At 41.1% G+C, this 13,522-nt stretch carries 14 protein-coding genes; 4 read left to right on the top strand and 10 right to left on the bottom strand.

Translation table 11 applies throughout. From position 1 onward, the window contains the following. Positions 1 to 178 precede the first annotated feature (178 nt). Positions 179 to 364 (top strand): YlaF family protein, encoded by a 186-nt coding sequence (locus SLH55_RS05685; protein ID WP_219169120.1) that lies wholly within the window; start codon positions 179 to 181, stop codon positions 362 to 364. A gap of 50 nt (positions 365 to 414) precedes the next feature. Here SLH55_RS05685 and SLH55_RS05680 read toward each other — a convergent pair whose 3' ends face one another. Together SLH55_RS05680 and SLH55_RS05675 are read right to left on the bottom strand one after the other, a co-directional pair. Further along, positions 415 to 1,212 carry an inositol monophosphatase family protein gene (locus SLH55_RS05680; protein ID WP_219169122.1) on the bottom strand — a complete coding sequence of 266 codons (798 nt, stop codon included), beginning with the start codon at positions 1,210 to 1,212 and terminating at the stop codon, positions 415 to 417. Between the two features lie 221 nt (positions 1,213 to 1,433). After that, on the bottom strand, positions 1,434 to 1,628 hold the full coding sequence (locus tag SLH55_RS05675; protein ID WP_034756016.1) for a hypothetical protein: 195 nt from the start codon (positions 1,626 to 1,628) through the stop codon (positions 1,434 to 1,436). 179 nt (positions 1,629 to 1,807) lie between these two features. Between SLH55_RS05675 and SLH55_RS05670 the strand changes: the two genes are divergently transcribed. After that, the gene (locus SLH55_RS05670) at positions 1,808 to 2,428 is read left to right on the top strand and encodes a YktB family protein (protein ID WP_219169124.1); all 621 of its coding nucleotides are present in this window, start codon (positions 1,808 to 1,810) and stop codon (positions 2,426 to 2,428) included. A gap of 61 nt (positions 2,429 to 2,489) precedes the next feature. Here SLH55_RS05670 and SLH55_RS05665 read toward each other — a convergent pair whose 3' ends face one another. Continuing rightward, a complete protein-coding gene (locus SLH55_RS05665; RefSeq protein WP_219169126.1) occupies positions 2,490 to 2,762 on the bottom strand; it encodes a UPF0223 family protein in 273 nt (90 codons plus the stop codon). 23 nt (positions 2,763 to 2,785) lie between these two features. Beyond that, positions 2,786 to 3,742, bottom strand: coding sequence for an NAD(P)H-dependent flavin oxidoreductase (locus SLH55_RS05660; RefSeq protein ID WP_219169128.1), 957 nt, complete (start codon positions 3,740 to 3,742; stop codon positions 2,786 to 2,788). A gap of 482 nt (positions 3,743 to 4,224) precedes the next feature. On the opposite strand from SLH55_RS05660, the gene SLH55_RS05655 reads away from it, so the two are divergent. Further along, positions 4,225 to 5,694 carry an aminotransferase class I/II-fold pyridoxal phosphate-dependent enzyme gene (locus SLH55_RS05655; protein WP_219169130.1) on the top strand — a complete coding sequence of 490 codons (1,470 nt, stop codon included), beginning with the start codon at positions 4,225 to 4,227 and terminating at the stop codon, positions 5,692 to 5,694. Positions 5,695 to 5,786: 92 nt separating this feature from the next. Here the strand turns inward: SLH55_RS05655 and SLH55_RS05650 are convergent, their stop codons facing one another. Together SLH55_RS05650 and SLH55_RS05645 are read right to left on the bottom strand one after the other, a co-directional pair. Then, positions 5,787 to 5,906, bottom strand: coding sequence for a GapA-binding peptide SR1P (locus SLH55_RS05650; RefSeq protein WP_079531615.1), 120 nt, complete (start codon positions 5,904 to 5,906; stop codon positions 5,787 to 5,789). Positions 5,907 to 6,133: 227 nt separating this feature from the next. After that, complete coding sequence (locus SLH55_RS05645; RefSeq protein WP_320322905.1) at positions 6,134 to 6,973, bottom strand: polysaccharide deacetylase family protein; 840 nt, start codon at positions 6,971 to 6,973, stop codon at positions 6,134 to 6,136. A gap of 621 nt (positions 6,974 to 7,594) precedes the next feature. Here SLH55_RS05645 and SLH55_RS05640 point away from each other — a divergent pair. Beyond that, positions 7,595 to 7,981, top strand: coding sequence for a small peptidoglycan-associated lipoprotein (locus SLH55_RS05640; protein ID WP_219169134.1), 387 nt, complete (start codon positions 7,595 to 7,597; stop codon positions 7,979 to 7,981). 112 nt (positions 7,982 to 8,093) lie between these two features. Here the strand turns inward: SLH55_RS05640 and lpdA are convergent, their stop codons facing one another. From lpdA to pdhA, 4 genes are all read right to left on the bottom strand, one after another. Further along, positions 8,094 to 9,503 (bottom strand): dihydrolipoyl dehydrogenase, encoded by a 1,410-nt coding sequence (lpdA, locus tag SLH55_RS05635; RefSeq protein WP_219169136.1) that lies wholly within the window; start codon positions 9,501 to 9,503, stop codon positions 8,094 to 8,096. A gap of 4 nt (positions 9,504 to 9,507) precedes the next feature. Beyond that, entirely contained in the window at positions 9,508 to 10,845 is a 1,338-nt protein-coding gene (locus tag SLH55_RS05630) for a dihydrolipoamide acetyltransferase family protein (protein ID WP_320322904.1), read from the bottom strand. Positions 10,846 to 10,998: 153 nt separating this feature from the next. Then, complete coding sequence (locus tag SLH55_RS05625; RefSeq protein WP_098350878.1) at positions 10,999 to 11,976, bottom strand: alpha-ketoacid dehydrogenase subunit beta; 978 nt, start codon at positions 11,974 to 11,976, stop codon at positions 10,999 to 11,001. Positions 11,977 to 11,979: 3 nt separating this feature from the next. Further along, positions 11,980 to 13,095 (bottom strand): pyruvate dehydrogenase (acetyl-transferring) E1 component subunit alpha, encoded by a 1,116-nt coding sequence (pdhA, locus tag SLH55_RS05620; protein WP_219169140.1) that lies wholly within the window; start codon positions 13,093 to 13,095, stop codon positions 11,980 to 11,982. Between the last annotated feature and the right edge of the window lie 427 nt (positions 13,096 to 13,522).

Below are 13,522 nucleotides of genomic sequence, written 5' to 3'. Positions count from 1 at the left end.
CCTAATAAATATTTCACACTACCCATTCATTCCCACTAAAAGTTTCCATAAACATTTTTTGCGTTCTTCCTCTTTGTCTCTGTTAACCATTGCACATTATTGAATTGATAGGTAAAATTCAATAAGAATAGCATACTGAACATTGGCTAAGGCAATCAATTTTTTTGGGGGTACTAGAATGGCAAATATAAAATGGATTTTTGTTCTTTTTTCAATTTTAGCTGCAGTTTCACTGATGGGGATTGCGATTTCAATCAGCTTACAAAGTATGATGCTTGCAGTCGCAAGTTTCATTTGTTTATTCATTGTAATGGGATTTGGTTTTAAGACGAAGAAGAAATACAGAGAAGAAGGTAGATTATAAACTGCAATTAATAATGAAGGGGGAGCACTGATTGCTCCCCCTTCATTTTTTTAATCATTTTTGTGAAGATATTCGGTCAGGATCGTTTTATGCAGACCAGGCTTACCTACGAATACCGAGCTCTTGTTCAAAGGGTTTAACGGATTCCCCTCTAGGTCTGTCACGACACCGCCAAGCTCTTCAATCATGATTTTACCGGCAGCGAAGTCCCAAGGGGCAAGCCGCATTGTTAAATAGGCATCAAGCCTCCCGGAAGCGACATAAGCGAGCTCCATTGCGGCAGATCCATACGACCTTGTCCCTCGAACATCCTGTACCAGGGGAGCAAGAATGGTCGGATCAATACGCTTGTTCTTTGTCACCCATAGGGCATTTAAAGCGACGATCGCGTCTTCTACAGGGACACTCTCAAGCTGCGGGAGCTCTACGTCGTTCATAAAGACTCCTTTTCCTTTATTCACAAAATATAATTCATCATGAACCACATCATATATGTAACCTAACTTCCCTTCATTCCCATTGTATATCCCTATGGAAATGGCAAAGTTCCGTTGCTGATGAACAAAATTCATCGTACCGTCGATCGGGTCGATAATCCAGGTGATACCGGATAACTCTTTAAAGTCATCTCCATATCCTTCTTCGCCCAGGATTTGGTGATCGGGATATGTATTTCGAATGTTTTCCGTAAAGTAGCGCTCTGTGGCTTCATCCATATCCGTAACCAGATCATTCCGGTTGGATTTTGTTTTTATGTTCAACTCTGATTTGAATGACTGACGAATTCTCTCGCCGGCTTCATGGATCCACGTTCTAACATTTTGATCTAATTCAGTCCAATTTGTCATGTGTTATTAGCCTCCAATGTGCATAACGAAATGAATATAGCATTTACTAATATGGTCTATTCAGATAATCTTAACCCTTAGTCCCCATTCATTCAAGTGAAGAGACTTCGTCTGGAAGATGGTTTTACCCCATAAAAAAGCGAACTCTCCAACACTATGAGCTCGCGTTCAACAGTAGATTTTGTTATCAGCATATTTTAACCCTTTGATCGTTCGAAGCTTTATAAAGCCTTCATTTTCATTAGCTCTTCCCTGATACTCATAAGTTTCTGTTTGGACTTGGTCTGGGTTTCTGTATTCTTCGTTTGGATTGCCTCGAATAATACGGCTAATTCATAATCCATTTCAAGTCGCAATACATTCATTCTTTGTTGCTGGACATCGCGTTTTTTTGAAGTATTCATTACTTGTTTCATGGCCATACACCCCTTCCGAGTATTAAATTTATCTGATTGTTCTGATAATATTTACTACATGTTATGAAATACCAACTCATCTTGTAACTAAAATGTGCAGACACCCATAGATAAATCAATTGACTACAAGCCTGGGTCTCTTTATGGTAAGATATTGTTGGAAATAAGGAGGCTACAACATGACGTTTAACGGTTTCACAGAAGAAGACTTCAACGTATTTAAGATTGAAGGGCTCGACGCCCGGATGACCGGCATCCAGGAACAGATTAGGCCTAAACTGGACTATCTTGGTGAACATTTAGCCCCCACTCTTAGCACTTGGACCGGTGATGAGATGTTTTATCATGTTGCAAAACATGCCAGACGCTCTGTAAACCCTCCAGATGATACCTGGGTTGCATTTGCGAATAACAAACGCGGTTATAAAAAACATCCTCATTTCCAAATTGGATTATGGGAAACCCATGTATTTATTTGGTTTGCGATGATCTACGAAGCTCCAGGTAAAGTTGAATTCGGTAAAAAAGTAGAAGATAATGCAGATAAGATCAGATCCATGATTCCTGGTCATTTTGTTTGGTCTGGAGATCACACAAAACCCGACGCTGTACCTTTTTCTTCACTGTCACAAGATGAATTCATTGCTCTAAGTGAAAGAGTTCAAAAAGTAAAAAAAGCTGAACTTCTATGCGGTCTTCATTTAGATCGGGACACCGCCATTAAGCTTAATGGGAATGAATTAATCCAAGAGGTTGAAAGTGCCTTTGAAACACTTTTACCCCTTTATAAAATGAACTAAACCATATGACTGTAGGGAATAATGCAGAAAGAACGACCGCCAAAACTGGCGGTCGTTCTTTTTAATTCATGGATATTTTATCTGCACCCTGATCCTCTTTCATTTTCTTCACTACACGATAAGAGGAATATCCGCTGGATTCTTCAAATTCATTGCAGATCCTCTTCTCTTCTGCTTTCCCGGGGACAATTTCTTTGAATCGTTTATATCGCTTCATCAGGTCTTCTCGGGAAACGCCTTTTTCATAGGCTTTTTCAATCGCTTCAAAAAAGGCGATCACGTCAATGACCTCTTCTGTTGACCAGTCTATATCAAATGGGTATTGATATTCCATTTTGTAAAACAACTCCTTTTGCATTAATTCCATTTCTTCCGAATGTCCTCACCTTGAGTGATCATTCTTTCAATGAGATCTTTAACTGAAGGGATGTCCTGGATCAACCCCATCACTTGTCCTGCCCATGCAAACCCTTTGTCTGCTTCACCATCGTATATATATCGCTTATTTGACTCACCGCTTATGTATGATTTTAATCCTTCATATCCAGGATTCGACTGTTCCGCATTCAGGATCTTATCGGTCCATACGTTGGATATGGCTCTGGCAGGGGCCCCTAAAGATCGTTTAATGACTACTGTACCACTCTCTTCTCCTTCAATCAAGGCGCGCTTGTACACTTCTGACGCATGGATACACTCTTCTGTCGCGATAAATCTCGTTCCCATTTCCACTCCCTCCGCTCCGAAGCTGAGGGCGGCCATTAGACCACGACCGTCTCCTACACCACCTGAGGCGATGACGGGGATTCTGACGGCATCCACTACTCTTGGAATCAAGACGAATGTACCGATATCATCTTTACCCAGGTGCCCTCCCCCTTCCTGCCCGACGACCATCACAGCATCAGCGCCAAGTTCTTCAGCTTTCTCTGCCTGTCTTTTTGACGAGACCAGCACTAGTTTAACGATATTCTTCCCCTCAAGCTGTTGAAACAGTGGCGTCGGGTTTCCTCCCGTCACGGAAACGACCGGAACGTTTTCTTGAATGGCGATGTCAACAAACTCCCTGAAAGGACGCCCATGTTGACCGATGGCAAAGTTCACCCCGAATGGTTTATCTGTTAAAGACCTAACTTTCACTATTTCTCTTCGAAGCTCTTCCGGATTATCCAGAGACATGGCAGTGATCTGGCCAAGTCCTCCTGCATTCGATACTGCCGCAGCAAGCTCAGCATATGCCAAGTGAGCAAGTCCTCCCTGAATGATTGGATACTGAATATGTAATAACTCTGTAACCCTTGTTTTCCAATTCATATGAATCCCTCCATATATTCATTTATTCTCGATGAGATGGGGAAAATCCTTTTCATTTGTTTGTATAATAATTTGAGATACGGTCAGTCTTACATGTAAGAGAGATAATGGTTGAATTGGTGAGCAGTGTTGATTTTTGGCTCATTCGGGTGAAACGTACGTTTCACCCGCCTTTCAGCTATGCTGAAAGGTCGTCCAGTGGGAGAGCAGCCGCCAGAACAAGCTCGCTTGTTCTGGCGGCTGCTCTCCCACTGGACGGAAATGAGCCAAAAATCATCGGTATATCTACTTTTTTTTGTGCTACGAAAAAATATCCCCCCAGATGGGCGTATGTCACTATGCAAAGATTTTCTTAAGTGCTATAATTCTTTTGTTTGTTGGAAATATCGCAGGAAATGGCATGAAATTGTGGTCAGAATCTTATATAATGATATCTTTAGCAAGTAGCGTGTTATGAAGAATATAAAGAGGTGTTGAATGAATTGTCTCAGAATGAAACGCCGTTGTTTACCGGCTTAATTGAACATAGTAAAAAAAATCCCGTCCAGTTTCATATTCCCGGTCATAAGAAAGGTGCAGGGATGGATCCTGAATTTAGAGAATTCATCGGAGATAATGCATTGTCCATTGATTTGATTAATATTGGTCCTTTGGATGATTTGCACCAGCCTAAAGGAATGATTAAAAGAGCACAGGATCTCGCTGCAGAGGCATTCGGTGCCGACCATACATTCTTCTCTGTTCAAGGAACCAGCGGCGCGATCATGACGATGGTCATGAGTGTGTGTGGTCCCGGGGATAAAATCATTGTTCCTAGGAACGTTCATAAATCTGTTATGTCTGCAATCGTATTCTCAGGAGCGACTCCAATCTTTATTCATCCCGATATTGATGAGGACCTTGGAATCTCTCACGGAATCACAACAGATTCTGTCGCAAAGGCATTGGAACAAAATCCTGATGCAAAAGGTGTACTCGTCATCAATCCAACCTATTTCGGGATTTCTGCAGACCTGAAAAAAATTGTGGAAATTGCTCATTCATATCAGGTTCCAGTTCTGGTTGATGAAGCACATGGTGTTCATATTCATTTCCATGAAGACCTTCCCCTATCAGCCATGCAGGCAGGTGCTGATTTAGCGGCTACAAGCGTTCATAAGCTTGGGGGATCCATGACGCAAAGCTCCGTCCTTAACATGAAGGAAGGACTCGTTTCTGCCAAACGTGTTCAAACCATACTAAGTATGCTCACGACGACTTCCACATCCTACTTACTGTTGGCCTCTCTTGATGTTGCGAGGAAACGGCTGGCGACTGAAGGACGGGAGCTCATATCTAAAACGATTGAACTCTCACAAAATATCAGGAAAAGAATCAATGAAGTGGATGGATTATATTGTGTGGGGGAAGAGATTCTTGGAACGAAAGCCACCTATGCATATGATCCAACGAAACTGATTGTTTCAGTGAAGGACCTCGGAATTAGCGGATTCGATGCAGAAAAGTGGTTAAGAGAGGCTCATAATATTGAAGTGGAAATGTCTGACCTTTATAATATCCTTTGTATCATCACACCTGGTGATACTGAAAACGAAGGAAATCAATTGGTTTCTGCTCTAAAGGAGCTTGTTACAAGCCTTAAGAAACAAGGGGACATGGATCCTATTAAAGTGATGCTTCCTGATATCCCTGTGCTGTCCATTACACCTAGGGATGCGTTTTATGCAGATACTGAGGTGATCCCTATTGATGATTCCGTGGGTAGGACAATCGCTGAATTTATCATGGTCTATCCCCCAGGTATTCCAATTTTTATTCCAGGTGAGATCATCACTCAGGAAAACATTCATTATATCAAGACCAACATAGAAGCAGGGCTCCCTGTTCAGGGACCTGAAGATTATGATTTGCGTCACTTAAGGGTCATTAAGGAACATCGCGCCATACGATAAAAAAAGGATGAAGAAGGGCTCCCCTTCTTCATCCTTTCTTATTTATAAGAACCCCTTTAAGAAACTGTTAATTCCCGCTCCCCTAGCAGTTATTAATCATCTAATTCTTTATCGTCGTTGCAGTCACAGCAGTTAGAGAATAAAACAGAAACCTTCTCATCTTCGTAATGCTCAATTGTGCTAAGGCATGATTGACATACAATTGTTCCCATTCTTTTTCCTCTCCTTCAGGTTGTTTTGTAAACGCTTTATCTTATCTGTCTCTATAATAATATAACACATTTAAAATATCAAGCCTAAATTGTATAACATATTTAACTTTCCATTCTTCCAATCAATCACACTATTTGTCATAAGATTTTATGTAAGTGCTTTCTAAAATATGAAAAAGTTTAATAAAAAAACCGCATAAATGAAGCGACTCATTTATGCGGTTCCATTATTCAATTGTTTTGATCCGATTCGGATCCAGCGTTTCATACCCCTTTGCACGAAGGCCTTTAACAATATCCCTCAAAGCTTCGCTGGTCCAAGTCCGATCGTGCATGAGGAGGTTGGCACCATTATTGAGATAGGGACTGTTTATCATGATATCCGCTATGGCTGCTTTGCTTTGGTATTGCTTTTCCCAATCATAGCCGTAAGTCCAATTCATCAATGACATTTTTTCTTCTTTCGCAAGCTGGCGACTGAAATCAGTGTTTTGTCCAAATGGCGCTCTGAAGAACTTTGGCCTTTCTCCAGTTATGGATTCCACTACATCACTGACAGATAGTATTTCCTCTTTTTGATCTTCGGGTGAAAGATCTTTTAAGCTGCTATGACTATACGTGTGATTCCCGATCATAAATCCCATATCATAGATCTTTTTTAATGTTTCTTTTTCCTCAGGTGTATCTAGGAAATGACCATTTACGAAGAAGATGGCAGGTGCATTCAATGCTTTCAGGTCATTTGCCATTTGAAGGGCATGCTGATCTGGTGCATCATCAATGGTCAGAAGCACTACTTTAGGATTGGCCTCACCGATTGGCTCGATGCTCCAATTATTCTCATTAATCTTATAGTCCTGCGTCTGAATCACTTCTTCCGAAGGTTCCACCTTCTCTTCCTTATCCGTTTCTTTCTCTTCGGTCTTTGCGCTTTCCTCCGGCTTTTGATCCTCATTTTTCACTTCAGTCTGGTCAGACTTCTTATCTGCCTGGCTGGTGCCGGCTTGTTCACTTCCGCAAGCTGTTAATAGTAGAAGGGTTAATCCCGATGCTAGAATCTTTTTCATGTCTCTCACCTTTCCGCAGTCACTTTGAATATTTTAACATATTTCAAAAAGAATCTGGGAAAGAATTAAAATATTTCCATTATATTTTCAAATGCGATTTTAAAAACAAAAAAGCAACTGAGACTGAAGGAAGTAATAAATAATGTAAGTCGTCTGGACTCCACAATTTTTTTGGCAGCCATAAAGGCAAGGTAAAAAAAGAGGACAAACATTATCCATTTATACTCCAGGTGGTCTTTATCAGAGATCCACTCAGCAATCGAAAACACACTCCATAAAATCATCTGAACTAAAAAAGCAAGATACGATTTCATGTCCATAACACCCTTTAGAAAGTTTATTTACATAAGCCTTGATTATCTATTTACCCGCTTTGCGAAATAAAAACCTTTGGAAAAGCTTATTCACTTATTGTTATCTGCTATTCATCGTATTAACATAGTATATTCTTTTGACGTTACTTTCATTATGTATGTCTTTTCAATTTTGTAACATTTTAATGACTCGACTCTTTTTAAATTACCCCTATGATAAAATGTGACGTAAGATCACTAAAAGAACACTATTGTACAGATTGGAAACTACTCGTTCATAGCATCGTTTAAGAAAAGAGGATGATGTATGAAACATATATTAACTTTTGTGATACTTACTTCCACCATGTTGCTTCTGTCTTCGTGTGATGATATCTCTAAGAATAAAGTGGCTTTAGCTCAGGATCAGTTTATCGAAAAACAGGTAATCTTTTTTACAGATGAAAGAAATGTCTCACAAGAAATACCCTATTACGATGCTATCATTGAACTTAAAAGTCGGTATCCTGATCACTTTAAAAAGCTGAAGGTTGTCAGCCTAAACAGTGAAGCCACAACTGAAATCGCCGATACACCACCTACCTCACCAGCCATTGTAGTGGTGGAAAACAATCAGATCATATGTAAGGTGGAAGGTCACACTTCTAAGGAAAATATTATCCAGCCTGTCACCAGGGCGATTAAATCCTGGTAACAAACAATTGATATAGTAAAATGGGACCGGAGCTCAGTTAGCTCCGGTCCCATTTTACTATATCAAAAAAAAGATGGTCCCCGAACCTGGGGACCATCTTTTATATGAACGATTATTTTATTATATGGATCGGGCTCCCCATTGCAACTTCTGCTGCTTCCATTGAAATCTCACCTAACGTTGGATGAGCATGAATCGTCATCGCAACATCTTCGGCAGTCATTCCGGATTCAATTGCAAGTCCTAATTCTGCGATCATGTCTGATGCTCCAGAACCTACAATTTGAGCTCCAATAATCAAACCGTCTTCTTTACGAGTTACAAGCTTCATGAAGCCATCACTTGCATTAAGAGCTAAAGCACGGCCATTCGCAGCGAATGGGAATTTAGCAGCTGTTACTTCAATGCCTTCTTCTTTCGCTTCCGCTTCAGAATAACCAACTGTTGCCAGTTCGGGATCTGTGAAGCAGACAGCCGGGATACCAAGGTAATCGATTTCTGCCGGTTCACCTGAGATGACCTCAGCAGCGATTTTACCTTCGTAAGAAGCTTTGTGAGCAAGTGGTGGTCCATCAACGATATCACCGATAGCGAAGATGTTCGGGATGTTCGTGCGGCATTGTTTATCAATTTTGATAACTCCGCGGTCTGTCATCTCGATTCCTACTTCTTCAAGACCGATTTCATCTGTGTTTGGACGACGGCCAACCGTTACTAAAACGTAATCAGCTTCAACCGATTTCTCTTCGCCCTTCACTTCATATTTAACAACGACTCCGTTGTCACTTTCTTCAACGCCTTTAGCCATTGCTTTCGTTACAACTTCAACGCCTTTTTTCTTAAGCTCTTTTTTCACGACCGAAGTCATTTGCTTTTCGAATCCGCTAAGGATATCGTCAGCACCTTCTAAGATCGTTACTTCTGATCCAAGATTCGCATAGGCAGTACCAAGTTCGGTTCCGATGTAACCTCCACCGATTACAACAAGCTTGCTTGGAATCTCTTCTAAAGCAAGGGCACCTGTAGAATCAAGCACACGTTTAGAGAATTTGAAGCTTGGGATTTCAATCGGGCGTGAACCAGTTGCAAGGATCAAGTTGTTGAACTTGTATGTTTGAGCTGAGTTGTCATCCATTACACGTAGTGTATTGGCATCTACAAGGTAAGCTTCACCGCGAACGATTTCAGCTTTATTCCCTTTAAGAAGTCCTTCAACACCACCGGTTAATTTCTTAACAACGCCAGCTTTCCACTCTTGAACTTTATCGAAATTCACTTTTACATTTTCAGCAACGATACCCATATCATCAGAATGTTGTGCCTGATGGAAACGGTGACCTGCTGTGATTAGAGCTTTAGATGGGATACACCCAACGTTTAAGCAAACTCCACCCATGTTTTCTTTTTCGATGATTGTCACTTTTTGCCCCAGTTGTGCTGCACGGATTGCAGCTACATATCCTCCGGGACCTGAACCGACTACGATTGTATCTGTTTCGATTGGGAAATCTCCTACTACCATTGTATTACGCCTCCATTAATAATAATTCTGGATCGTTCAACAAACGCTTGATGTGGTTAAGTGCATGTTGAGCAGTAGCTCCGTCGATCATGCGGTGATCGAAGCTCAATGATAATGCTAACACAGGTGCCGCTACAATTTCACCATTTTTAACCACAGGTTTTTCTGCTATGCGTCCAACACCAAGGATAGCAACTTCTGGGTGATTGATTACCGGAGTGAACCATTGTCCGCCGGCAGAACCGATATTCGTGATTGTGCATGATGCACCTTTCATTTCATCACCTGAAAGTTTACCGTCACGTGCTTTTCCAGCCAATTCATTGATTTCATTTGAAATAGAGAACATGGACTTACGGTCTGCATTTTTCACAACCGGTACTAATAGACCTTTGTCAGTATCAGCTGCGATACCGATGTTGTAATAATGTTTCTGCACGATTTCACTTGTTGAATCGTCAATTGACGTATTAAGAGCCGGATATTCGCGTAGTGCACTTGTCAATGCTTTTACGATGTAAGGTAAGAACGTTAATTTAATACCTTTATCAGCCGCAACTTCTTTGAACTTCTTGCGGTGAGCCCAAAGTTTCGTCACATCGATTTCGTCCATCAATGTTACGTGAGGAGCTGTATGCTTAGAATTCACCATCGCTTTCGCAATCGCTTTACGCATTCCGCTCATTTTCTCACGAGTTTCAGGATATTCACCTTCAGGAGCTTTAGGTGCAGACGGTGTAGATTCTGCTGCTGGAGTATTTTCTTCTGTTTTCACTTCTTCCTGAGTAGCAGCAGGCTTGCTGTCTCCGCTTAGGAATGCATCGATATCTTCCTTCACGACACGTCCATTTTTACCTGAACCTGACACTTGACGGATTTCAACCCCGTTTTCCCTTGCATACTTACGTACTGAAGGCATCGCGATTACACGTTTATTAGGGTCTACTTCTGCATCAGATTTCTCTTCTGCAGCTTCAGGGGATGCATCTTTCTTTACATCCTGACCTTGTTCAGCAGTAGCTTGAACCTGTCCTTCTGTTTTCTCTTCAGCTTTGGCTTCTTTCTTTTCTTCTTCTCCGCCTTTGAACTGCAGATCCTCATAACCAGGTGCATCGAACTTGATAAGAGTATCTCCTACAACGGCTACTGTACCTTCGTCAACAAGAAGTTCTTCAACGGTTCCTGCAACCGGAGAAGGAATCTCGACAACAGCTTTATCATTTTGCACTTCACATAGTACATCGTCTTCTTCCACTTTATCGCCCGGTTTTACAAACCATTTGACGATTTCACCTTCATGAATACCTTCACCAATGTCTGGTAATTTGAATTCGAATGACATGGACTCGACCTCCTGTATTGAATAATGATTTATAGATGAATGTAATGGTTCTATCTGTCTCTAGTTCTAATATCTATAATTGGAAAAGAGAAGGGTGGAATGCCCTTCTGTTTTCATTTGAATATCTTGGCAGGGCTTATTCCACCCTATTAATTAGAAGTTTAGTACTTTTTTCGCCGTCTCGATAACATCTTTGTGGTTCGGTAACCAGATTGGCTCTGCTTGAGAGAAAGAGAATACTGTATCTGGCGCCGCTACACGAAGAACCGGAGCTTCTAGGCTAAGAATTGCACGGTCATTGATTTCAGCAACGACATTCGCTGCAATACCTGCTTGTTTTTGAGCTTCTTGAACCACGATGGCACGGTTTGTTTTTTCAACAGATGCCATGATCGTGTCAATATCAAGTGGACTTACAGTACGCAAATCGATTACTTCAACTGAGTGACCTTCTTTTTCAAGCTCATCTGCAGCTTTCAGTGATTCGTGTACCATTGCTCCATAAGAGATGATCGTAAGGTCTGTACCTTCACGCTTCACATCTGCCTTACCGATTTCAATGGTATATTCCTCTTCAGGAACTTCTTGACGGAATGAACGGTATAATTTCATATGCTCTAAGAAAATGACTGGGTCATTATCACGGATGGATGAAATTAAAAGTCCTTTAGCGTCATATGGAGTTGATGGAATCACAACTTTTAGACCAGGTTGTTGAGCCATCAAACCTTCTAAGCTGTCCGCATGAAGTTCTGGAGTATGTACTCCACCACCGAATGGGGAACGGATTGTGATTGGTGAAGTATACGTACCACCTGAACGGTAACGCATACGCGCCATTTGTCCACTTACTGAATCCATTACTTCATATACGAAACCGAAGAATTGGATTTCAGGTACTGGACGGTACCCTTCTAATGCTAAACCGATTGCTAAACCACCGATTCCTGATTCTGCTAGTGGAGTATCGAATACACGGTCTTCACCGAATTCTTTCTGAAGCCCTTCCGTTGCACGGAATACACCACCGTTAAGACCTACGTCCTCACCAAAAACTAAAACGTCTTCGTTGTTGCGTAGTTCTGTGCGCAGTGCATCAGTGATCGCTTGAATCATTGTCATTTGCGCCATGGCTTATTTCGACTCCTTCTCTTTGTAGATTTCTAATTGTTCTTTTAGATTATAAGGAAGTTCTTCATACATGTTATTGATGAAGTCAGTCACTTTTTGTTTAGGAGCTGAATCTGCTTCCTTGATTGCTTTTTTGATATCTTCTTTTGCTTCTTCGATCACTTCGTTTTCCTTCTCTTCACTCCATAGTCCTTTACCTTCAAGGAATTTACGGAAACGTACCAATGGATCTTTCTTTTCCCAATCTGTATCCATTTCTGATGTACGGTAACGAGTTGGATCATCACCAGCCATTGTATGTGGGCCATAACGATAGCAAAGTGTTTCAATCAGTGAAGGACCTTCACCATTTACTGCACGGTTACGGGCTTCTAACGTTGCAGAATATACCGCTAATGGATCCATACCATCTACTAAGATACCAGGGATACCTGCAGCAACCGCTTTTTGAGCAATCGTACGTCCTGCAGTTTGCTTATCACGAGGAGTAGAAATGGCGAATTGGTTATTTTGAACAACGAAAATGGCAGGAGCTGCATAAGAACCTGCGAAGTTGATTCCTTCATAGAAATCACCTTGTGAAGATCCACCGTCTCCTGTATACGTAATGGCAACAGCTTTCTTACCACGTTTCTTAAGACCAAGAGCCACTCCGGCAGTTTGGATGTATTGAGCACCGATAATGATTTGTGGTGATAATACATTTACCCCTTCAGGAGCCTGATTACCTTGGAAATGTCCGCGTGAGAATAAGAATGCTTTAGTCAATGGAAGACCGTGCCAGATGATTTGTGGAACGTCACGATATCCAGGAAGGATCCAGTCTTCCTTCTCAAGTGCGAAGTGAGAAGCGATCTGAGACGCCTCCTGTCCAGCTGTTGGTGCATAGAAACCTAAGCGTCCTTGACGATTCAGTGAGATTGAACGTTGATCAAGAATACGAGTATAAACCATACGGCGCATTAATTCCTGAAGATCCTCATCAGAGATCTCCGGCATTGCATCTTCGTTTACTACTTCGCCTTCTTCGTTCAAAATTTGGAACATTTCAAACTTGTCTTCAATTTGTTCGAGCGTCTTAACTGCATCGAATTGTGCCTTCTTTGATTTAGAAGCCATCGAAGTCACCTATCCTTTCTTTATACATTTATTTTGGTTTTTTTACATACATAGTTTAGATTACCCAAATTCAGTATGACCTACCACAGTACTTGCGGATACACACACTAATGGTAGTTTTCCACAAATACCAAGAAAGAAAACCCGAAATTACATTCGAGTCTATCTGTATCAGTCGGAACTTCATCTTGACTAATACAATTCTTAAATACCTTTCCTAGTTTACAATATTAAAAATCACTTAGTCAACGACAAAGTATCATAAATTAATGTTTCTTAACGATTACTTAATCAACCGCTACCAATTATTTTCAAAACTGTATCATTGTTATCAACAGTGCTGTTATATATAAACTTTTCATATGGACGCATCTGTTATAGAGTAACGAACCTATATGACAAAAAAAGATGAAGGTGGGATCTTTGC

Source organism: Rossellomorea sp. YZS02 (assembly GCF_033963925.1).
In the GTDB taxonomy this organism is placed as follows: Bacteria; Bacillota; Bacilli; order Bacillales; family Bacillaceae_B; genus Rossellomorea.
Note: the sequence above shows the minus strand (reverse complement) of the source record. Positions and strands in the feature narration are given on the sequence as shown.